The 18,181-nt window shown below is 64.3% G+C and carries 19 protein-coding genes, 1 tRNA gene and 2 pseudogenes; 11 read left to right on the top strand and 11 right to left on the bottom strand.

Annotated features, from left to right (window positions below; genetic code table 11):
- Window positions 1-159: 159 nt before the first annotated feature.
- Window positions 160-435, bottom strand: a complete 276-nt coding sequence (locus UNPA324_RS27095) for a YiaA/YiaB family inner membrane protein (protein ID WP_141936821.1) — start codon at window positions 433-435, stop codon at window positions 160-162.
- Between the two features lie 39 nt (window positions 436-474).
- On the bottom strand, window positions 475-1,170 hold the full coding sequence (locus tag UNPA324_RS27090; RefSeq protein WP_128921670.1) for a PspA/IM30 family protein: 696 nt from the start codon (window positions 1,168-1,170) through the stop codon (window positions 475-477).
- 103 nt (window positions 1,171-1,273) lie between these two features.
- Here UNPA324_RS27090 and UNPA324_RS27085 point away from each other — a divergent pair, with 103 nt between their 5' ends.
- From UNPA324_RS27085 to UNPA324_RS27075, 3 genes and pseudogenes are all read left to right on the top strand, one after another.
- Window positions 1,274-1,882 carry a TetR/AcrR family transcriptional regulator gene (locus tag UNPA324_RS27085; RefSeq protein WP_141936818.1) on the top strand — a complete coding sequence of 203 codons (609 nt, stop codon included), beginning with the start codon at window positions 1,274-1,276 and terminating at the stop codon, window positions 1,880-1,882.
- A gap of 102 nt (window positions 1,883-1,984) precedes the next feature.
- Window positions 1,985-2,531 (top strand): annotated as a pseudogene (locus UNPA324_RS27080) (DUF892 family protein); the annotation flags it as partial.
- A gap of 31 nt (window positions 2,532-2,562) precedes the next feature.
- A pseudogene (locus UNPA324_RS27075) lies at window positions 2,563-2,835 on the top strand (two-component sensor histidine kinase); the annotation flags it as partial.
- A gap of 67 nt (window positions 2,836-2,902) precedes the next feature.
- Here the strand turns inward: UNPA324_RS27075 and UNPA324_RS35340 are convergent.
- Window positions 2,903-3,043 (bottom strand): hypothetical protein, encoded by a 141-nt coding sequence (locus tag UNPA324_RS35340; protein WP_164936531.1) that lies wholly within the window; start codon window positions 3,041-3,043, stop codon window positions 2,903-2,905.
- 81 nt (window positions 3,044-3,124) lie between these two features.
- Here UNPA324_RS35340 and UNPA324_RS27070 point away from each other — a divergent pair, with 81 nt between their 5' ends.
- From UNPA324_RS27070 to UNPA324_RS27060, 3 genes are all read left to right on the top strand, one after another.
- Entirely contained in the window at window positions 3,125-3,694 is a 570-nt protein-coding gene (locus UNPA324_RS27070; RefSeq protein WP_141936817.1) for an alpha-ketoglutarate-dependent dioxygenase AlkB, read from the top strand.
- A 311-nt stretch (window positions 3,695-4,005) separates the two neighbouring features.
- Entirely contained in the window at window positions 4,006-4,935 is a 930-nt protein-coding gene (locus UNPA324_RS27065) for an alpha/beta hydrolase (RefSeq protein ID WP_128921739.1), read from the top strand.
- A 415-nt stretch (window positions 4,936-5,350) separates the two neighbouring features.
- A complete protein-coding gene (locus UNPA324_RS27060; RefSeq protein WP_164937392.1) occupies window positions 5,351-6,574 on the top strand; it encodes an ABC transporter substrate-binding protein in 1,224 nt (407 codons plus the stop codon).
- A 231-nt stretch (window positions 6,575-6,805) separates the two neighbouring features.
- On the opposite strand, the gene UNPA324_RS27050 is transcribed toward UNPA324_RS27060, so the two are convergent.
- Window positions 6,806-8,368 (bottom strand): adenylate/guanylate cyclase domain-containing protein, encoded by a 1,563-nt coding sequence (locus UNPA324_RS27050; protein WP_128921674.1) that lies wholly within the window; start codon window positions 8,366-8,368, stop codon window positions 6,806-6,808.
- 188 nt (window positions 8,369-8,556) lie between these two features.
- Between UNPA324_RS27050 and UNPA324_RS27045 the strand changes: the two genes are divergently transcribed.
- Window positions 8,557-9,648: an enolase C-terminal domain-like protein gene (locus tag UNPA324_RS27045; protein WP_141936813.1), complete on the top strand. Its 1,092-nt coding sequence runs from the start codon at window positions 8,557-8,559 to the stop codon at window positions 9,646-9,648.
- Between the two features lie 171 nt (window positions 9,649-9,819).
- On the opposite strand, the gene UNPA324_RS27040 is transcribed toward UNPA324_RS27045, so the two are convergent.
- The 5 genes from UNPA324_RS27040 to cpdR all read right to left on the bottom strand — a co-directional run bounded on the left by UNPA324_RS27040 (window position 9,820) and on the right by cpdR (window position 11,960).
- On the bottom strand, window positions 9,820-10,293 hold the full coding sequence (locus tag UNPA324_RS27040) for an L-2-amino-thiazoline-4-carboxylic acid hydrolase (RefSeq protein WP_141936811.1): 474 nt from the start codon (window positions 10,291-10,293) through the stop codon (window positions 9,820-9,822).
- 72 nt (window positions 10,294-10,365) lie between these two features.
- Window positions 10,366-10,902, bottom strand: coding sequence for a DUF488 domain-containing protein (locus UNPA324_RS27035; RefSeq protein WP_128921677.1), 537 nt, complete (start codon window positions 10,900-10,902; stop codon window positions 10,366-10,368).
- A gap of 25 nt (window positions 10,903-10,927) precedes the next feature.
- The gene (locus UNPA324_RS27030; RefSeq protein WP_128921678.1) at window positions 10,928-11,155 is read right to left on the bottom strand and encodes a hypervirulence associated TUDOR domain-containing protein; all 228 of its coding nucleotides are present in this window, start codon (window positions 11,153-11,155) and stop codon (window positions 10,928-10,930) included.
- 295 nt (window positions 11,156-11,450) lie between these two features.
- Window positions 11,451-11,525, bottom strand: a tRNA-Val gene (locus UNPA324_RS27025).
- A 75-nt stretch (window positions 11,526-11,600) separates the two neighbouring features.
- Window positions 11,601-11,960, bottom strand: coding sequence for a cell cycle two-component system response regulator CpdR (cpdR, locus tag UNPA324_RS27020; protein ID WP_007597092.1), 360 nt, complete (start codon window positions 11,958-11,960; stop codon window positions 11,601-11,603).
- A 333-nt stretch (window positions 11,961-12,293) separates the two neighbouring features.
- Between cpdR and UNPA324_RS27010 the strand changes: the two genes are divergently transcribed.
- From UNPA324_RS27010 to UNPA324_RS27000, 3 genes are all read left to right on the top strand, one after another.
- A complete protein-coding gene (locus tag UNPA324_RS27010) occupies window positions 12,294-13,184 on the top strand; it encodes an N-formylglutamate amidohydrolase (protein ID WP_128921679.1) in 891 nt (296 codons plus the stop codon).
- Between the two features lie 531 nt (window positions 13,185-13,715).
- Window positions 13,716-14,498 (top strand): histidinol-phosphatase, encoded by a 783-nt coding sequence (gene hisN / locus UNPA324_RS27005; RefSeq protein ID WP_141936809.1) that lies wholly within the window; start codon window positions 13,716-13,718, stop codon window positions 14,496-14,498.
- Between the two features lie 22 nt (window positions 14,499-14,520).
- Window positions 14,521-15,486, top strand: a complete 966-nt coding sequence (locus tag UNPA324_RS27000; protein ID WP_141936807.1) for a Bug family tripartite tricarboxylate transporter substrate binding protein — start codon at window positions 14,521-14,523, stop codon at window positions 15,484-15,486.
- 66 nt (window positions 15,487-15,552) lie between these two features.
- Here the strand turns inward: UNPA324_RS27000 and UNPA324_RS26995 are convergent, their stop codons facing one another.
- Window positions 15,553-16,443, bottom strand: coding sequence for a LysR substrate-binding domain-containing protein (locus UNPA324_RS26995; RefSeq protein WP_128921682.1), 891 nt, complete (start codon window positions 16,441-16,443; stop codon window positions 15,553-15,555).
- 172 nt (window positions 16,444-16,615) lie between these two features.
- Between UNPA324_RS26995 and UNPA324_RS26990 the strand changes: the two genes are divergently transcribed.
- On the top strand, window positions 16,616-17,368 hold the full coding sequence (locus UNPA324_RS26990) for a sulfite exporter TauE/SafE family protein (RefSeq protein WP_128921683.1): 753 nt from the start codon (window positions 16,616-16,618) through the stop codon (window positions 17,366-17,368).
- 96 nt (window positions 17,369-17,464) lie between these two features.
- Here the strand turns inward: UNPA324_RS26990 and UNPA324_RS26985 are convergent, their stop codons facing one another.
- Window positions 17,465-18,097 (bottom strand): LysE family translocator, encoded by a 633-nt coding sequence (locus UNPA324_RS26985; RefSeq protein WP_128921684.1) that lies wholly within the window; start codon window positions 18,095-18,097, stop codon window positions 17,465-17,467.
- Window positions 18,098-18,181: the final 84 nt, after the last annotated feature.

The following is an 18,181-nucleotide window of genomic DNA, read 5'->3' as shown; positions in this document are numbered from 1 at the left end:
CTCTAAAAGCGCGAGAGCCATATCGCACCTGCGGCCGAAGCACAATGCGCGATGCGGATTGCGGCCATCAAGACGTCATTCCGGATGGTTGCGACGCGAGAGCCGCGGCGCGTGTTGCTCCGAGGCTCTCTCTCGTCCGGATCGGCTCAAGGCGTTTTTTCAAGCGGCCTTGGACACCTCCATCAAGAGCCGCTCGGCCTTCGCGTCCTCGATGCGATTGACCAGCCGGCTGCTCTCGTGATTGTCGCGCACCGTCTTGGTCAGGGTGATGCAGGTCTGGACCAGCATGACGATACCCATGGTGAGATAGCCCTTCATCCAGAAGTCGATCGGCAAGAAGAAGATGCCGATGGCGAGGAGGAAGGCGGAAGCTGCGAAGGACGCGTAAGTGAAGGTGACCCAGGCACTGCTGTGGGGTTGGCCGTTCTGGTTCATGATGGTCTCCTGTTGGTTCAATGATGATGGGATTCGGGATCAGGTCGTGGGCGTGCGCCTGGACTTCAGCCGCGCCAGCACGTCGTCCGCGGTCGTCTTCAGCCGCGGGCCAAAGCCCTGCTCGGCAAGTCTCTCGGCGGTCGCGAGCGGACCGGTGGCCGCATCGAGCTCGACCAGCGCATCGTCGGCCGCCTGAGCTTCCATCTGCCGATCGCGCAGACGCCGCAAAGTGCTCTCCGCCTCCGGCAGCGTAGATTCATAGGGACGCGCCGCCTCGATGCCGCTACGCCGAAGCGAGCGCACCGCCTCCGAGGCACGAGCGACGCGGCGGCCGCGATCGAGCTCGGTGATGCGGGCCTGAGCGTTGGCGACGTGCCGCTTCAGCCGGGCGATCTCGGTCGCGAACAGCGCGCGGGCCGTCATCGCGGCATCGCGGTCGGCCTCCAGGCCTGCGATGGCTTCGGCGGCCTCCCTGGCGAGATCGTCACGGCCGCCGTCGAGCGCCGCAACCGCGCGGGTTTCGAGATCGGCAATGCGGGCAACGGTCGCCTCCAGCTTGCGGCCCTCCTGCTGGTCCTGCGCAATCGCCAGCGCCAGCGTTCGTTTGCTGCGCTCGACGGCGGCGGCGGCATCGCGCATCTGCTGGTCGAGAATGAGGAGGGCTGTCCGGTCCTCCAGCTCCTCGCCGGCGGCGGCTACGCTGCCGCGGAAAAGTGTCACGACGGTCTTGAACATCTGTTGCTCCCTGTTATGAGCGCTGCTCACAAACACTTTGTAGCAGGAAACTTGAACATCGTTCAAGAATATTTTGAGCGTCGCTCAGGAATCTGACGAATAGATGCCTAAAGCATTGGAACGGCGAGATAAACTTCGCGCCGACTTGGTCCTGGCGGCGGAGCGGATGATCGCTGACCGTGGATTGTCGGGGGTGAAAACCCGCGATCTCGCCCGCGAGATCGGCTGCGCCAACGGCGCGGTCTACAATCTCGTGGCTGACATGGACGAGCTGATCCTGCGTGTGGGCTCGCGCACGCTGCTTCGCCTCGACGAGGCGCTTGGCGCCGCGGAAGACGCGGGCGAGCCATCACCGCAAGAGACGCTGGTCCGCATCGCCCTCGCCTATTGCGATTTCGCGGCCGAAAATCTCCAGCTCTGGCGCGCGCTGTTCGAGCACCGCATGGAGGCCGACAAGGTCGTCCCCGACTGGTCCGTCCAGGATCAGATGCAGCTGTTCCGCCACATCTACCAACCGCTGGCCGCGCTGTTTCCAAAGCGCAGCCGCGAGGAGCTCGGCATCACGGCGCGCAGCCTGTTCTCGGCGGTGCATGGCATGGTGGCGCTCGGACTGGAACAGAAGCTGGTTGCCGTGCCGTTGCCGGCGCTGCGCAAGGAAATCGCAGGCCTCGTGCGCGCGATGATCGACGGATTGATCGCGCGGGCGGCGTAGAGGAGCGATCCGCATCTCGAGCGTGGCTAGACGAACATTCCGAGCACTGGTTGACGCGCATCGTTTCCCCCAGAGCGCGAGCCATCCAGTCCGCCGATCCCCGGCACCGCCACATCGATCGTCGCGGAGAGTTCTCCGCCCGTCGACGAGGCCGGTCTGACCGATCTCCTGCTCCATGAGCTGCGTGACATTCTCCATGCCGAGAAGCAGCTGACCAAGGCGCTGCCCAAGATGGCGCAGTCCGCTCGCTTCGATCAGTTGCGTGAATTGTTCGAGCAGCATCTGGCCGAGACCGAAAATCAGGTCGAGCGCATCAACGAATGCTTCGAACTGCTCGGCGAGAATGCTCGCGCCAAGCCCTGCAAGGGCATGATGGGCCTGATCGAGGAAGGCCAGGAGGTCATGAAGGAAGCTGAGGAGAAGGAGGACGCAGCCGCCGACCTCGCGCTGATCTCAGCGGCCCAGCGCGTCGAACATTACGAGATGTCCGGCTCGTAGCCTGGCGCAGCAGCTCCGGCATAGCGCCATCGTCGCCCTGCTCTCCAAATCCCTCGCCGAGGAAGAGAATGCGGACCTGCTGCTCAACCAGGTCGCACGGTCATTGATGTCGGTGGCGAAAATGCCGGCGGCGCTGGAGCAGGCGGAATAGGACATTTGCGACGGACGGTAGCCGATCGCCTCTGTTGCAGGATTCGGTTCAAGGCAAATCCGAGGGCCTGACGCCGACCGAGCAGAACACGTTCATCGCCAACATCGTGTCCGACACGCAGCGCCTGGAGGCAATGGCGCAGCGCTTACGCGAGCTCGCCCACGCCGAGAGCCTGCCGCAGAACGAGTGCACCGAGCTCGCGCCCGTGATCGCCGACCTCAGGAGCCGGTTTCCAGCGAGCTCGATCGAGGCCAGCGGCAGCCTCGACCGCGCCATCGGCATGTCCGGCGAAAAGGCGCTGCTTCACCCCTCAGTTTCTTGGTCGGGCATGATCTATTCGGAAAACCGCTTCACACTTTTCCGGATCATGCCTAGATCGCGAAGACCCAGGCGGCGACGATGGCGCCGATGGTGACCAGACCAGCGATGGTCCAGCCGGCGGCATATTCCAGCTCGGGATGGCCGGTCGCCCGCATGATCTCTGCCGGATCGGCGGTATGCTTATGTGCCATGACAGCCTCTCGCACGTTACTTCCCGCGTCATATGTAAGTCGCTTGAGCCGGCAAAAGGTTCCGTCACGGAAATGCGAGGAATGACGCAGCTCGGATTATTCACTGAGCCGGAAGCAGGACCTTCCGGGCTTCGCTCTGTCGACAATTTTATCGAAGCCGCCGTCGAGCGGGCGCTGATCGGCCGCATCGCAGCATTGCCGCTCCGACGCTTCCAGTTCGGGGCGTTCGAGGGCAACCGCCGGGTGGCGTCGTTCGGCTACCGCTATGACTATTCGCTGCAGCGGCTGGCCGAGGCGGAGCCGATCCCGGACTGGCTCCTGCCGATCGCGCGCCAGACCGAGGCATGGGCCGGGCTGCCGGAAGCCAGCGTCCGCCAGGTGCTCTGTACCGAATACGACATCGGCGTCGGCATTGGCTGGCACCGCGACAAGCCGCATTTCAAGGAGATCCTCGGCCTGTCGCTGGGCTCGGCCTGCAAGTTTCGCTTCCGCCGCCGGAGCGGCGACAAATGGCAGCGCCATACGCTCGAGGCGCAGCCGCGCTCGCTCTACATGATGCAAGGCGAGGCGCGCTCGCAATGGGAGCACAGCATCCCGCCGGTCGAGGCACGCCGTTACTCCATCACGTTTCGGACGATGACGCCGACCTGACAAGCCGTCCAAAACAGACTTTCGAAAACAACCCCATGCACAGTAGAAGGCCATTTCCGGCTCGAGCCTCGGCGGCGCCGGGCAACGGCTTGACGCATCGAGACAAAGCGGCGGCGGCGCGCAGCCGGCCCCGGGGCCCCTGCTTGCGTTCCAAACGCGGCTGCGCGCCGGACCGGCCGCCCGTTCCGCGCCGGCCGCAGATCGGCGAGAGGTGCCGCGAATTCGCCTCAAGGCCGGCTGACTAATGAGGCGAATTGAAAAGACAGGCCACATCAGCGGGCCAATATGGGCCCCCGAAGGCCGGCATCACCATGAAGAATTATCCGACAATCTTGCTGCTTCTGACCATGACCACGGCCTCCGCGCACGGACCTTTGCCGAGCCGGCTCTCGCCGCCCTCCGATCTCGTGCAAGCGGGCCTCACCGATTCCGACACCAGTGCCGGCGGCACCGCGCGGTTATGCGAGCAGGTCACCTTCTCGCGCGGCCTGCGCTACGGCGAGAGCGAAGCCAACGTGCTCGATGTCGCCAGCAGCGCCACCAAGGCGGACACGCCGCGGCCGGTGCTGCTGTTCGTCACCGGCGACACATTTACCGGCGACCGTGCCGCGCCGGACTTGTCGCGCCAGATCCAGGACCAGGCGATGTGCTTTGCCGCGCGCAACGACATGATCGGCGTGCGTGTCAGTTATCGCCTGGCCCCCGCGGCGACCTGGCCGACGGGGGCGACCGACGTGGCGGCGGCGCTGTCCTGGGTTCACGGCAATATCGACCTGTTCAACGGTGACGCCCGCGAGATCGTCGCGGTCGGCTACGGCGCCGGCGCCTTCCATGTCGCGACCCTGCTGGCGCATCCCGAATTGCAGTCCGATCGCGCCGATGTCGCCGCAATCGTGCTGGTGTCCGGCATCTACCGCGCGGGCAAGGACGCGAGCGACAGCGAGAAGGCCTATCTCGGCAGCGATGTCAGCCAATACAACAAGCGCTCGGTGTTCCCCGGTATCCTCAACGTCGATGTGCCGATCGTACTGGCCTGGGCTGCGGACGATTCCGCAGCCCTCGTGGCACAAGGCGAAACCTTGAAGAAGACGCTTTGCGGCGCCGGCCATTGCCCGCGCAGCGCATTGCTACGCAGCCGCGAGGGCATCGCGAGCGCCTTCGGTCTCGACGGCTCCGGCGACAGCCTCGCCGAGCCGACGCTGCTGCTGGTGCATCAGCTCGAAGCGCGAGGATTGCCGTAGCCGGGGCGTAGCTCCGCTATCGACAACTCACACCATTTGCTGGGCCTACCCCTCTCCCCCGCCCTCGCCCGCAAGGGGGGAGGGAGCCCAGCGGCGTGCGCGGTTGCACTGCGGCTCATCGAAAGCGTCTTGATAAGTCGAGTCTCCTACCACGCGCTTGGTATGTCCCTCCCCCCTTGCGGGGGAGGGTTAGGGAGAGGGGGTACCACACGGGGATTCTCCCGATCAGAGGAGGGCTACACACGCAGAGTGCCGCAACAGCCCGTCAACACACCTGCCATTTCATTCGCCCCCTACATGCGCGCGTCTGAAATGCCTGGCCAAGCCACACGATCGCCAAACGCCTGACCTACATCAATCGGCCTTGGTGCGGATTGAGCCGACCTCGTTCGGGGCCAACGACAAGGTGTCGAGCATGCGCGTCACCGGAAGAGTGCTGTTCGTTTCGATCGTCGCTTTCGCCTCGCTGGGGGCGATGTCGCAGCAACACGCCGAACAGCCGGCGAGCGACAAGGAGATCCGCATCGGCAATGTCATGCCGTATTCGGGAGCGCTTTCTGAATTCGGCGCGATCGGTCAGGCGGAAGCCGCTTATTTCGACATGATCAACGCGCGCGGCGGCATCAACGGCCGCAAGATCCGCTTCATCACGCGCGACGACAATTCCGATCCGTCGACCGCCCTGGAGCTGACGCGCAATCTGGTCGAGAAGGACGACGTGCACCTGATGTTCGGATCGTTCGGCACGCCCGGCAATCTCGCCGCGCGCTGGTATCTGAACGAGAAGAAGGTCCCGCAGCTTTTCGTCGCCTCCGGCGACGAGGAGCTGAGCCAGGCCAGGGCGTTCCCCTGGACCATGGGCTGGCAGCCGTCGATCCGGTCGGAGGGGCGCATCTATGCCAACTACATTCAAGCCTATTACCCCAGGAAGAAGATCGTCGTGCTCTGGCAGAACGACCAGTTCGGACGCATGCTCTACAAGGGGATCCAGGACGGACTGGGCGACTTGAACCGCCATGTCCTCGTCGACATTGCCTTTGACATCGGCGACGAGCACCTCGACGGCCACGTCTCGATCCTCAAGCGCGCCGGCGCCGATATCTTCGTCTTTCTCGGCGTGCCGTCGACGGCCTCCAAGGTGATCAAGCTGGCGGCTTCGCTCAACTGGCGCCCGGTCTTCATCGTCAACGATGCCTCCGCCTCGATTGCCAATGCGATGGCGCCCGCGGGCCTGGAGAATTCGGCCGGCGTGATCTCGGCGACCTTCCTGAAGGACCCGAGCGACCCCGCCTGGAAAGACGATCCCGCCATGAAGGAATGGTTCGCCTTCATGGACAAGTACCATCAGGTCGAAAGCAACAACAACAACGCCGCGGTCTACGGCTACGCCGCGGCCGAGGCGTTGACGCAGGTGCTGAAGCAGTGCGGCGACGACCTGTCACGCGAGAACATCATGCGTCAGGCGGCCTCGTTGAGGGGGTACAACCCCTCCGTCGCGCTGCCCAACATCAGAATGAATACCTCGCCGAGCAACTATCTGCCGATCAAGCAGATGCGGCTCGTCCAGTTCGACGGGCGGTCGTGGCAACCTTTTGGGGATGTGATCGAGACCGCCTTCACGGAAGGCGCGGCGCGGTGAGGTAACCCATGTAACGTATTGCCGGCTTGCGCGTGTGGTCAGCACCGCAGTGCATCGACGGAGCAGGTGTGCTCCCTCCCCCGCTTGCGGGGGAGAGCTGGGGAGAGGGTGCATCCGCAATCGAGACTCCCCAAGAAGAGGGAGCCCTCACCCCTACCCTCGCCCGCAAGCGGCAGAGGGAGCACACCGGTCCCTTGGCACCATCCGAGCCCAATCAAAAGCTCGCCACCCTCACGCCGGCTTCAGCGAGGCCAACGCGCTCTCCAGCAGCGCGCGTACCCGTGCGGCGTCGCCTGACTTCACCACCGCGGGATCGAGATAGAGCTCGAGCCCCGGCGCGCGCTCGGTGATGATGCCGCTTCGCTCTGCCGTCCCGTCGTTGAGCGCGTCGACCGAATAGGGAATCACCTCGCGGCTGATGCCCTTCATCGTGATCGCCGGCAAAGCGTGGGCGCGGACGATGTCGCTGACGAGCGCGAAGGTCTCGTAGCTCAACACGATGCCGCCGGGCTCGGCGATCGACTGCAGGCGCGCGGCGAGGTTCGCCTCGGCGCCGATGATGGTGTAGTCCATGCGGTCGGAGCTGCCGAAATTTCCGACATTGCAATAGCCCGAGTTGATGCCCATGCGCGAGCGGAACGGTTGCTCGATGCCGGACGCCCGCCATTTCGCATTGAGCTCGGCAAGACGCTGCTGCATGCGCCAGGCCATCTGCAGACAGGCCTGCGCATCGGCGCGATCGCCCCTGGTCTCGGGATCGCCGAAGAAGATCAGCATGGCGTCGCCGATGAACTTGTCGATGGTGCCGCCATAGTCATGGGCGATCGCCGACATCTCCGTAAAATATTCGTTGAGGAGCTGGGTCAGCTGCTCCGGCTGCAGCCGTTCGGCGGTGGCCGTGAAATTCTGGATGTCGGAGAAGAAGATGGTGAGCTTCTTGCGCTCGGTGTGGATGGTGACGTCCTTCTGGCCGGAGAAGATGCTCTTGTAGACCTGCGGCGGGATGTAGCGCGAGATCTTCATCGACAGCGAGGCCAGGAAGTCGTTGGCGGATTCGAGCTCCCTGTTCATGGTCTTGATGCGGCCGGCCTGCCGGCGCTGCAGCGACAGGAACGCCAGCCCGCTGCCGGCGGCGATCAGGAAATAGGCCAGCAGGAACTTGAACGAAAAGATGTTGGCGGCGATCGGCTGTGCGATGATCACCTCCTGGATGCCTCTGACGTCGCCGACCTTCCAGTCCTTCTTCGGGCTCTCGGGGTGGCTGTTGTGGCAACTCACGCAAGCCGGACCCATCGCGACGGGCGCGACCAGGCGAACCTTGTCTGAGAACAGCGAGGTCTCGGTGTCGACAATCTTCTGCTCGGGATCGTTGCGAAGCGCATCGAGCGCGTCCTTTTCGAACTTGTCGAGCTGGTGCGTTGCGCGGTTCTGGAACGGGAAGTCCGAGACAAAGCGGTAGGTGATGTTCTCCTGCTGCGCGCCGATCACCCGTCCGAGCTCCAGCGACAGCGTCGCGGGAATCGGGATCGCGCCGGAGACGGATTCGTAATTGTGAACCACCTGGGTCGTGCCGTCGGGATTGGCAAGGATTCGCCCGACCACGTTGGAAGCGTAGTAGCTGCGCACGCTCGTGATCACCGAGTTGAGATCGACCGCCTGCCGGCGCAACGCCGTCTTGCTGAGCTCGGTCAGATCCAGCCACACCGCGAGCGGCAAAGCGAGCAGGAGGAAGGCGACCGCGGCACCGGTCAGGATGCCGCTCTTGCGCTGCTCTTCGGAGATCTCTTGTTTCACGCTGTGGCTCCGTCGTGGGCGGTTTTGTCGCAAACTCGGGGAATTTGCGGTCCAATATGTGCAACACAAGGCCGATAAACGCGCGCCCGCGCAACCCCATTTTATGGTGGTCGCGGCAGGCGGCTTTTCGTTTCATGACGAATGTTTAAGATCGGCATCAAGCTGCATTCACCCCGCCGGGAGATCCCATGACCGAGACCATTCGCATCAAGCGCTTCAACGCGCGGCCCGTGATCGTGCCGATGAACCTGCCGCTCCAGACATCGACGGGCGCGGTCGCCAAGGCACCGCTGGTGCTGATCGACTGCGAGACCGACCAGGGCGCCCGTGGGCATGCCTATTTGTTCTCGATCACGCCGTCGGTCCTGAAACCGCTGACGTCGATGGTCGCGGAAATGTCAGAGCTGCTTGCCGGTGACGAACTGCTGCCGTTCGAGATCGAGCGCAAGCTGACCCAGCGCTTCACGCTGCTGGGCCTGGCCGGCCTGCAGCGGCTGGCGCAATCCGGCATCGACATGGCGGCCTGGGATGCGCTCGCGCGCAGCAAGGGCCTGCCGCTGGCGCGGCTGCTCGGCGGCGCGCCGAAGCCGGTCAGGGCTTACAATTCGAAGGGGCTCGGCATCATGCCGGCGGGCGCCGCGGTCGAGGAGGCCCACAAGCTGCTGGCCGAAGGGTTTCGGGCCGCCAAGATCCGCGTCGGCCGCCCCGATGCGCGAGAGGATCTCGCCGTCGTTCGCGCGGTGCGAAAAGCCGTCGGCGATCAGGTCACGCTGATGTGCGACTACAACCAGGCGCTCACGGTGACCGAGGCCATCCGCCGCGGCGAGATGCTCGACGACGAAGGGTTGACCTGGATCGAGGAGCCGATCCGCCATGACGATCATGCCGGCTGCGCCCGCATTGCCGATGCGCTGCGCACGCCGATCCAGATCGGCGAGAATTTTGACAGCGCCTTCGCGATGCAGACCGCGCTCTCGGCGGAAGCCTGCGACTACGTGATGCCCGACGTGCAGCGCATCGGCGGCGTCACCGGTTGGCTGCGTGCGGCGTCACTGGCGCACGCCGCCGGCATCGAGATGTCCACGCATCTGTTCTCGGAAGTCAGCGCCCACCTGCTCTGCGTGACGCCGACTGCGCATTGGCTGGAATATGTCGACTGGGCTGATGCCGTGCTGGCAACGCGCCTCAAGATCAAGGACGGCTTTGCGCTGCCGGGCGAGGAGCCGGGCAACGGGATCGAATGGGACGAGGCGGCGGTGAAGAAGTATCTGGTAGGGTAGATTGTGATCGGCGATGCTCCTTCGCGTGTTCGTCATTGCTGTCGAACGCGCACTTCGGGGGCCTTTTCGTCGATTTGCGTCATTGGATATTGAATATCGCCCCCGGACATTCGTTGGTTACGATCAGCGACGGCAATGCCACGGCGAGGCCGATCGCCCGGATCATTGCCTTCATGGCGTCCCGCCATTGTCGCGCCGGTAGCGGAAGTCGCAATGATCGGCGCCTTGCATGATCGTCTGCGTGCGCGTGAGTCTGACGCCGGAGCCAAAGCCTTCCGCGGTCGCAAAGTCCGCAGTACAGACCAGCAGGAAGCCGAGCTCCGGCTCGCCGAGCGCCTTGTAAAACTCGGCATAGGCGCAGCGCGTAACGTCGAACGCGAAGGCGTCATGCGACTGTTCGATCACGTCATAGGCGAGCGCATCGTCGCGGGCATAGGTCCTGAAGGCCGACGATACGGCCTTGCCGAGATCGCTATCGTTCTTGGCTTTCCAAAACTCCTCGCCGAAGCCGCGATAGAGATCGCCGAGCGCCTTGCGCACCAGCGCGTTGGCGCGCACCTCGCCGAGCTCGGCCTGCAGCGCCTTGACCAGCGGCACCAGCACCTGCGCCTGGATTTTTGCTTGCTCGATGACGGATATGCTCATGGGCGACCTCTTGTCTGAGGCAGCATCGTAGCCGGGATGGAGCGCAAGCATAACCTCGCCGGCGACGGTTGGCTAACCCTCGGCCGGGTAGGCCAGGCGGCCGCCGGCCACGCCCCGCGCCGCCGGATTCATTTCGGCCTGTTTGACTTGCCCGGGCCCGAGAATGTGAAACACCGTCTCGCCGGCCGCGAGCAAATAGTCGGTGATGATCCGCCGGTGGCATCGCCACCACAATGTCTCCGCGCACATGATGGCGCAGCGCTGCACCTGCCCGACGGCGCGCAAATGCGCGAGCCCTTCATGAAAAGCCGCGCCCATGGCGTGGTCGGCGTAATTGTGGAAGCTGCCGTTCTGCCAGAATGCATTGGTCTCGCGCGGCACCTCGCGCTTGCGGCTGCGTAGGCCGCCGAGCGAGGCAATGTGCTCATAACCGATCGAAGCGGTTGCGAGCGACTTGGGGAGGGTCTCGCGATTGTACTGCGGGTTGGTGCGGGAGCGGGGCACGGTGCGCACGTCGGCCACGAAGGTGACGGAGCTATCCTGCAACAATCGGGCGAACTCCTCGATCGAGCGTGTGGCATGGCCGATGGTGAAGAACGGATGAGCCATGGACGCAACTCGGCTCCCGGGGCCGTCAGCTCTTCAACAACCGCAATGCGCGGCGCTTGTGCAGGGCAACGTGGTCGGTCTTGTCGCTCCGGATTTCGTATTGCGGATCGTCCGGGCTGGCGTGGTGGATGTAGCCCTTGTAGTCGACGTCCTCGGTGTGAACGCGCAGGATATGGCCGCGCACGCGGCCGGCCTCGGAATTCCAGCTGACGTGGTCGCCGCGCTTGAAGGGTTTTGTGGAGGACTTCGGCATGACGGAACAATGCCGGACCGACAGGGCGTGTTCCAAGGAGCGGAGTAAGAATGCGCCAGTCCGTCTTCGCTCTTCGAGCTACGCCGGACACGCTTGTTGTTGAGATGGGTTGTGGCTTGCCTAGCCGAAGCTCGCGGCGCAGCCCACCCGCGCCCGTTGGGCTTCGGCGCGGCATCCTTCTCTCGCTATCGCGAGCGAAGACGATGGCCTGCCCAGCCGAAGCTCGCGGCAACAAGTCCGCCTGCGCCCTTTGGGCTTCGGCGTGACATCCTTCACTCGCTTCGCGAGCGAAGGATGGTGGGCACGACAGGGATCGAACCTGTGACCCCTACCATGTCAAGGTAGTGCTCTCCCGCTGAGCTACGTGCCCTAATAGTCCACTTAGGTCGGGTGGGGTCCCTATAACGGCTCAGGGGACCCGGCGCAAGGACGGAACGGGGCCGATTTAGGCCGCCAGCATCTTGTTCACTTCGCTGACCAATTCGCGCAGGTGCACGGGCTTGGACAGCACCTTGGCATTCTTGGGGGCGTCCGAATCCGAGTTCAGGGCAACCGCGGCAAAGCCGGTGATGAACATGATCTTGATGTCGGGGTCGAGTTCCGAGGCCCGGCGGGCGAGCTCGATGCCGTCCATCTCCGGCATCACGATGTCGGTGAGCAGCATCTCGAACGGCTCTTCCCGCAACCGCTGATAGGCGGCCATGCCGTTGTCATGGGACGAGACCTGAAAACCGGCGTTTTCCAGCGCCTTGACCAGGAAACGGCGCATGTCGTTGTCGTCTTCGGCGAGCAGGATCTTTGGCATGGCAGGAATCGTCGCATCCCCAGAGGATATCAGCAGAGGTCACTAAGCCCGACAGAGGGTAAATTTGGGGTGAAAATCTTTACCCTGAGACGGCTGCGCTGCCGCACTGTTGTGAACCGGAAAGCAGCCCGAATCAATCGAGCCGCGCGGGCGCATCCACGCCTCCCTGCCCGCACGGTTAAGACGTGTTCCAATGAACCAATACATCTTTTCGCTTGGCAGAATGGTTGCGATTCCGGACAATGACGACACATAAGAGCCGCATCGATCGGCCGAATCAATGCGGTCTGGCGCCCTGCCAGATCCCGGCGTGAAGGGACGAAGCCTGAGAAGATGACCCGGTTTGACGGCAAGACGTCGCCAGCCTTCGAGATCGTGGAGCCCGCGCAATGGCGCGCGCCGGTCATCTTCAACTCGCCCCATTCCGGCTCGACCTATCCGGACGAATTCCTCGCGGCGTCCAGGATCGACCTCACGACGCTGCGTCGGTCCGAAGATTCCTTCATGGACGAGCTGATCGGCCACTTGAGCGAGCGCGGCTTTCCGACCGTCAGGGTCAACTTTCCCCGCTCCTATGTCGACGTCAATCGCGAGCCCTATGAGCTTGACCCGCGCATGTTCACCGGCCGCCTGCCGAGCTTCGCAAACACCCGCTCGATGCGGGTCGCCGGCGGCCTCGGCACCATTCCGCGCGTGGTCGGCGACGGCCAGGAGATTTACCGCGACCGCATCCTGGTCGACGATGCGCTGGGCCGGATCGAGACGCTGTACAAGCCTTACCATCGCGCGTTGCGCCGGCTGATCAACAAGGTGCACCAGATGTTCGGCACCGTGGTGCTGGTCGATTGCCACTCGATGCCGTCAGTCGGCGTGTCCCGCGACGAGCCGCGCCGGCCCGACGTCGTGATCGGCGACCGCTACGGCACGAGCTGCACGCCGCTTCTGCCCGACCGGGTCGAGGAGACCATGACCGGACTCGGCTATTCGATCGGCCGCAACAAGCCCTATGCCGGCGGCTTCATCACCGAGCATTACGGCAATCCCGCGAGCGGCCTGCACGCGGTGCAGCTCGAGCTCAACCGCGCAATTTACATGGACGAGCGGCGGCGCGAGCGCAGTCCACGCTTTGCGCAAGTGGCGACCGATTTCGGCGTTCTCGCCGACGTGCTGGCGACCACGATTCCGTTCGGCGATCTCGGCCCGTTCCAGGCGGCGGCGGAATAGACGCCGGCTTCTCTTCGTAAGATCGTCGTCTGCATTGGCGCGAACGCGTCTTCGCTTCGCCTCGCTTTTCACATGGAAACGAAAGCGAAAGGCCCCCAAGAAAAAAGGGCCGCTCGCGAATGACGCAAGCGGCCCAAGTCTAGGGAGGAAACGCCCAAGGAGGGCAGCGGTAACGCCAAGCGCTACCGCACCGCAACAATATGCGACCGCGCCGCACAAAGTGCAAGGCCTTTTGAGCCGTTTCCCATGCAATATGCACATGGCTCGGTTGCTTCCACGGAAACCCAGATTCAGTTTCTTTGATAAGGAAATTCAATGGGTTGATAGATGTTTGCATACGAACGAGGCAGGGTCGGAACTAAGTTTTCAACGCCATGATCGATATTTGGCCAGGAGATGACTGAGAGGAGGCAGGCTCGCTTCGGCATCCAAAATACCAGGGTGCAAATCAAGACAGCGCTGCACGCGGGAGGCGAATTGAGCTAGGCAGGAGGCGAGCTTCATCCAACTTTCGCTTTGAGGACCTGGCCTGTGACGGTGATCGACTTCTCCGCCTTCATCGGACGGCTCGCCACCGCCTCCGGCGAAACCATCCTGCCGTTCTTCCGCACCTCGCTGTCGATCGACGACAAGAGCAAGACCAAGGATTTCGATCCGGTCACCGAAGCCGACCGCGCCGCAGAGGCGGTGATGCGGCGGCTGATCAAGGCCAACTTCCCCCAGCACGGCATCGTCGGCGAGGAATTCGGCAACGAGCGCGAGGACGCTGACTATGTCTGGGTGCTCGATCCCATCGACGGCACCAAATCCTTCATCGGCGGCTTTCCGATCTGGGGGACCCTGATCGCGCTGCTGCATAAGGGCGCGCCGGTGTTCGGCATGATGCACCAGCCCTTCATCGGCGAGCGCTTCTCCGGCGACAACGGCTCGGCCAATTACAAGGGCCCCTCCGGCGAGCGCCGGCTCCAGGTCCGCCGCTGCGCCTCGCTCGCGGAAGCGACGTCCTACACCACGAGCCCCTTGCTGATGAACGAGAGCGATCGTGCCATCTTCGGCCGCATCGAAAAGGGCGCACGGCTGTCGCGCTATGGCGGCGACTGCTACTCCTACTGCATGCTGGCCGCAGGTCACGTCGACCTCGTGGTCGAGACCGAGCTGAAGTCTTATGATATCGCGGCGCTGATCCCGATCGTGACCGGTGCGGGCGGCGTCGTCACCACCTGGGAAGGCAAGCCGGCCCAGGGCGGCGGCCGCATCATCGCGGCCGGCGACGCCAGGGTTCACGAAGAAGCCTTGAGGCTGCTCAACCCATAACAAACGCGAGCGGGAGGCTTGCATGACCATCTCACGCAGGCTTCTCCTTGGTTTATTCCTGCTGCTGCCGTCAGCGGTGGCGGCGCAGAATTTTCCGGCAAAACCGATCAAGCTGATCGTGCCGTTCCCGGCCGGCGGGCCGAACGACATCATCGCGCGTGTGATCGGCCAGCGCATGTCGGAGCTCGCGGGCCAGCCGGTCCTGATCGACAATCGCGGCGGCCAGGGCGGCGTGCTCGGCACCGACGCCGTCGCCAAGGCCCCGCCCGACGGCTACACCGTCGCGATCTCCTCAGCCGGCGCGCTCGCGATCAGTCCGAGCATGGAGAAAGTCGCCTACGACACGCTGACCGATCTCACGCCGGTGACGCTGGTCGCCACCGTGCCGGAAATGCTCGTGGTCGCGACCAACGTGCCCGCGAAAGACATCGGCGAGTTGATCGCGCTCGCCAAGGCGCAGCCGGGAAAGCTCAACTTCGCCTCCTCCGGCCCCGGCAGCCTGCCGCATCTGGCCGGCGAATTGTTCAAGCTGACGGCCAAGATCGACATCGTGCACGTCCCCTATCGCGGTGCCGCGCCGGCGGTGAACGACCTGCTGGGCCAGCAGGTGCAGATGACGTTCCTCGACCTTCCGGTGCTGCTGCCGCAGGTCAAGGCGGGTGCCTTGCGCCCCATTGCGGTCGGCTCGGCCGCCCGCGCCCCGACCGCGCCTGAGGTGCCGACCACCGCGGAAGCGGGTTTTGCCGGCCTCCACATCGAGAACTGGTACGGCATGGTGGCGCCGAAGGGCACGCCGAAGGAGATCGTCACCGCGCTGCATGGCATCGTGACCAAAGCCATGGCGGATCCCACAGTGAAGGAGAAGCTCGCAGCCCAAGGCGCGACACTGGTCGGCGACGAGCCGGAGCATTTTCGCCAATTCATCGCCGACGAGACCGCGAAGTGGGCGAAGGTGATCAAGGACGCCGGGGTGGAGACGGCGAAGTAGAGTTCTCTAGCGGGTAAGAGCCGACCTCTCACAACGCGGCCACAGCGTCGGCTCACATCAACACACTCACACTGCCTCCGCCCGCAGATGCTCCACCAGCATCTTCGCCGGCCTTGGCAGCGCCTTGAAGCTGCGCGCGCAGATCACGAGGCGACGGTTGGCGAAGGCGTCGCGTAGTCGAACGACCGAGAGCGGCATCAGCTTGGCGCAGCGGCGGGCGGCGGATTCGGGGACCAGGGCGACGCCGACGTCGGCCGCGACCATCTGGCAGATCGCGTCGAAATCGCGCAGGCGCGCGCGAACATGCGGACGCATGCCGAGCCGAGCGGCGTGCTTGGAAATGTGCATCTGAAGCGCGGTGGCGCTGGTCAGCCCGACGAAGTCGCAGGCTCCCGCCTCCTGGAAGTCGATCTGCCGCCGTCCGGCGAACGGGCCGCGGCGCGATGTGACCAACGTCAGGCGATCCTCGCTGAACACGAAACGCTCGATATGATCGGACAGCGCGTGCTCGGCGGCAAAGCCGAGATCCGCGGCGCCCGCAGTGATCGCCGCCGCGATGTCGGTGCTCTCGCGCTCCTCGATGTCGACGGCGACGTCCCGATGCTCGCGCAGGAAGCCGGCCAGCGCCTTGGGCAGATGCTCGGACAGGCCCGAGGTATTGGCGAGGAAATGCACGCTGGCGCGCACGCCAGAGGCAAAGCCGGCGAGATCGCCGCGCATCGCGTCGATCTGGTGGATCACGAGCCGCGCATGATCGAGCAGGCTCTCGCCGGCCGCGGTCAACTCGACGCCGCGGCGGCCACGCTTGAGCAGCGCGACGCCGAGCGCGTCCTCGAGTCCCTTGATGCGCGCGCTGGCCGAGGCCAGGGCCAGATGCGACCGTTCCGCGCCGCGGGTGATGCTGCGCTGGTCGGCGACCGCGATGAAGAGCTGGAGGTCGACAAGGTCGAAGCGCATGGCGGGTCTCTTTCTCATCCTTGGAGCATGATCTTGTCGGAAAACCGCTGCGCACTTTGCGCTAACATGGCCCCTTTGGGTCCGGATCATGCTCTAGCCTTCGTTTCAAACGAAGGCTTGCTCCGTAACCTCCAGATTGTGCGCCGGCGCGGCTTCGGTCAATGTACCTGATATGATCGACCCGCTTCTCATTCTCATCGCCGCCGTCTTCCTGATCGCCGGATTCGTCAAAGGCGTGGTCGGCCTCGGCCTGCCGACCGTGTCCATGGGCCTGCTCGCGGTGAGCATGGCGCCGAGCCGCGCGATTGCCATCGTGATAGTGCCCGCCATCGTCACCAACATCTGGCAGACCTTCGGCGGCCCGTATTTGCGCGACATCCTGCGGCGGCTGTGGCCGCTGATGATCGGCACCGTGATCGGCTGCTGGCTCAATGCCGGCGCGCTAACCGGCCCGCATGCGCGCTATGGCACGATCGTGCTCGGCGTCCTGCTTGTCGTCTACGCGGTGATCGGGCTGAACAAGTTCCAATTCCACGTTGCGTCTCAAAACGAGAAATGGGTCGGCGGTGTGGTCGGTGTCGTCACCGGCATGATCTCGGCCTCGACCGGGGTGCAGGTGATCCCCTCGATGCCCTTCATGCAGGCGATCGGCATGGAGAAGGACGAGCTGGTGCAGGCGCTCGGCGTGTTCTTCACCACGGCAACGCTGGCGCTCGCCTTCAACCTCACCACCGTTGGGCTGTTGACGCCAACCAATGCCGTGCCGGGCGCCGTGGGCCTCGCCATGGCCTTTGCCGGCATGCTCATCGGCCAGTCGGTGCGGGCGCGGATGCCGGCCGAAGCGTTCCGTCGCTGGTTCCTGATCGCGATGATCCTGCTCGGTCTTTATCTCGCCGGCAGCGCGCTGCTGAAGGAATTTGCGTAAACACAGATCGTAGGGTGGGTTAGAACTGCGGTTGCGCGCAGCGCAGACGCTGGGCGTAACCCACCCTACGCAGCTTCCCTCATTCGTTCGAACGAGTTACCGCGTCTCCAGCATGGCGACGCGGATACCGAGATAGATGAAGAGGCCGCCGAGCGCGCGGTTGACCCAGGCGATTGCGCCCTCGGATTCGCGCAGCCGGTGGGCGGCTTTCGCCGCGAACGCCGCCAGCACCAGGCACCACAGCGTTCCCGTGAAGATGAAGATCAGGCCGAGCGTCAGGAAGGCGAGCGGCTTGTGGGCTGAGTCGGCTGCGACGAATTGCGGCAGGAAAGCCAGGAAGAACAGCGCGACCTTGGGATTGAGCGCGTTGGTGAAGACGCCCTGGAGGAAAACCCGCCGCAGCGAGCTGCGCACCGGCTCGTCGATTGCCGCTGCCAGCACCGGGCGTGACCACAGCATCTGAAGCCCGGTCAGGACGAGATAGGCCGCGCCCACCAGCTTCAGGATCGAGAAGGCGGTCGAGGAGGCCATCAGCAGGGCCGAAAGGCCGATCGCCGCGGCCGCGACATGGACGAAACAGCCGCAACTGATGCCGAATGCGGCCGCAGCGCCGCCCCGCCAGCCCATCTGCATGCTGCGGCCGATGACGTAGACGGAATCAGGTCCGGGCGTGACGTTAAGCAGCACTCCCGATAGGATGAACAGCCAGATTTCGTGAATGCCCAGCATATGTGACGTGCCTCACCTCCGGCTCCGGAGCACGGGCTTAGTCCGTTCGTCCCGCCCCGTCCACCACCGGGATTGCGTAGGATT

This window comes from Bradyrhizobium sp. UNPA324 (assembly GCF_006658635.1).
In the GTDB taxonomy this organism is placed as follows: Bacteria; Pseudomonadota; Alphaproteobacteria; order Rhizobiales; family Xanthobacteraceae; genus Bradyrhizobium; species Bradyrhizobium nanningense.
The sequence above is the reverse complement of the archived record's forward strand: the minus strand, read 5'-3'. Positions and strand labels throughout refer to the sequence as shown.

Bases quoted from the DNA above. Each gene is read 5' to 3' on its own strand.
- UNPA324_RS27095 (WP_141936821.1), bottom strand. From the start codon at position 435: ATGAACCAGAACGGCCAACCCCACAGCAGTGCCTGGGTCACCTTCACT.
- UNPA324_RS27090 (WP_128921670.1), bottom strand. From the start codon at position 1,170: ATGTTCAAGACCGTCGTGACACTTTTCCGCGGCAGCGTAGCCGCCGCC.
- UNPA324_RS27085 (WP_141936818.1), top strand. From the start codon at position 1,274: ATGCCTAAAGCATTGGAACGGCGAGATAAACTTCGCGCCGACTTGGTC.
- UNPA324_RS35340 (WP_164936531.1), bottom strand. From the start codon at position 3,043: ATGGCACATAAGCATACCGCCGATCCGGCAGAGATCATGCGGGCGACC.
- UNPA324_RS27070 (WP_141936817.1), top strand. From the start codon at position 3,125: ATGACGCAGCTCGGATTATTCACTGAGCCGGAAGCAGGACCTTCCGGG.
- UNPA324_RS27065 (WP_128921739.1), top strand. From the start codon at position 4,006: ATGAAGAATTATCCGACAATCTTGCTGCTTCTGACCATGACCACGGCC.
- UNPA324_RS27060 (WP_164937392.1), top strand. From the start codon at position 5,351: ATGCGCGTCACCGGAAGAGTGCTGTTCGTTTCGATCGTCGCTTTCGCC.
- UNPA324_RS27045 (WP_141936813.1), top strand. From the start codon at position 8,557: ATGACCGAGACCATTCGCATCAAGCGCTTCAACGCGCGGCCCGTGATC.
- UNPA324_RS27040 (WP_141936811.1), bottom strand. From the start codon at position 10,293: ATGAGCATATCCGTCATCGAGCAAGCAAAAATCCAGGCGCAGGTGCTG.
- UNPA324_RS27035 (WP_128921677.1), bottom strand. From the start codon at position 10,902: ATGGCTCATCCGTTCTTCACCATCGGCCATGCCACACGCTCGATCGAG.
- UNPA324_RS27030 (WP_128921678.1), bottom strand. From the start codon at position 11,155: ATGCCGAAGTCCTCCACAAAACCCTTCAAGCGCGGCGACCACGTCAGC.
- cpdR (WP_007597092.1), bottom strand. From the start codon at position 11,960: ATGCCAAAGATCCTGCTCGCCGAAGACGACAACGACATGCGCCGTTTC.
- UNPA324_RS27010 (WP_128921679.1), top strand. From the start codon at position 12,294: ATGACCCGGTTTGACGGCAAGACGTCGCCAGCCTTCGAGATCGTGGAG.
- UNPA324_RS27000 (WP_141936807.1), top strand. From the start codon at position 14,521: ATGACCATCTCACGCAGGCTTCTCCTTGGTTTATTCCTGCTGCTGCCG.
- UNPA324_RS26995 (WP_128921682.1), bottom strand. From the start codon at position 16,443: ATGCGCTTCGACCTTGTCGACCTCCAGCTCTTCATCGCGGTCGCCGAC.
- UNPA324_RS26990 (WP_128921683.1), top strand. From the start codon at position 16,616: ATGATCGACCCGCTTCTCATTCTCATCGCCGCCGTCTTCCTGATCGCC.
- UNPA324_RS26985 (WP_128921684.1), bottom strand. From the start codon at position 18,097: ATGCTGGGCATTCACGAAATCTGGCTGTTCATCCTATCGGGAGTGCTG.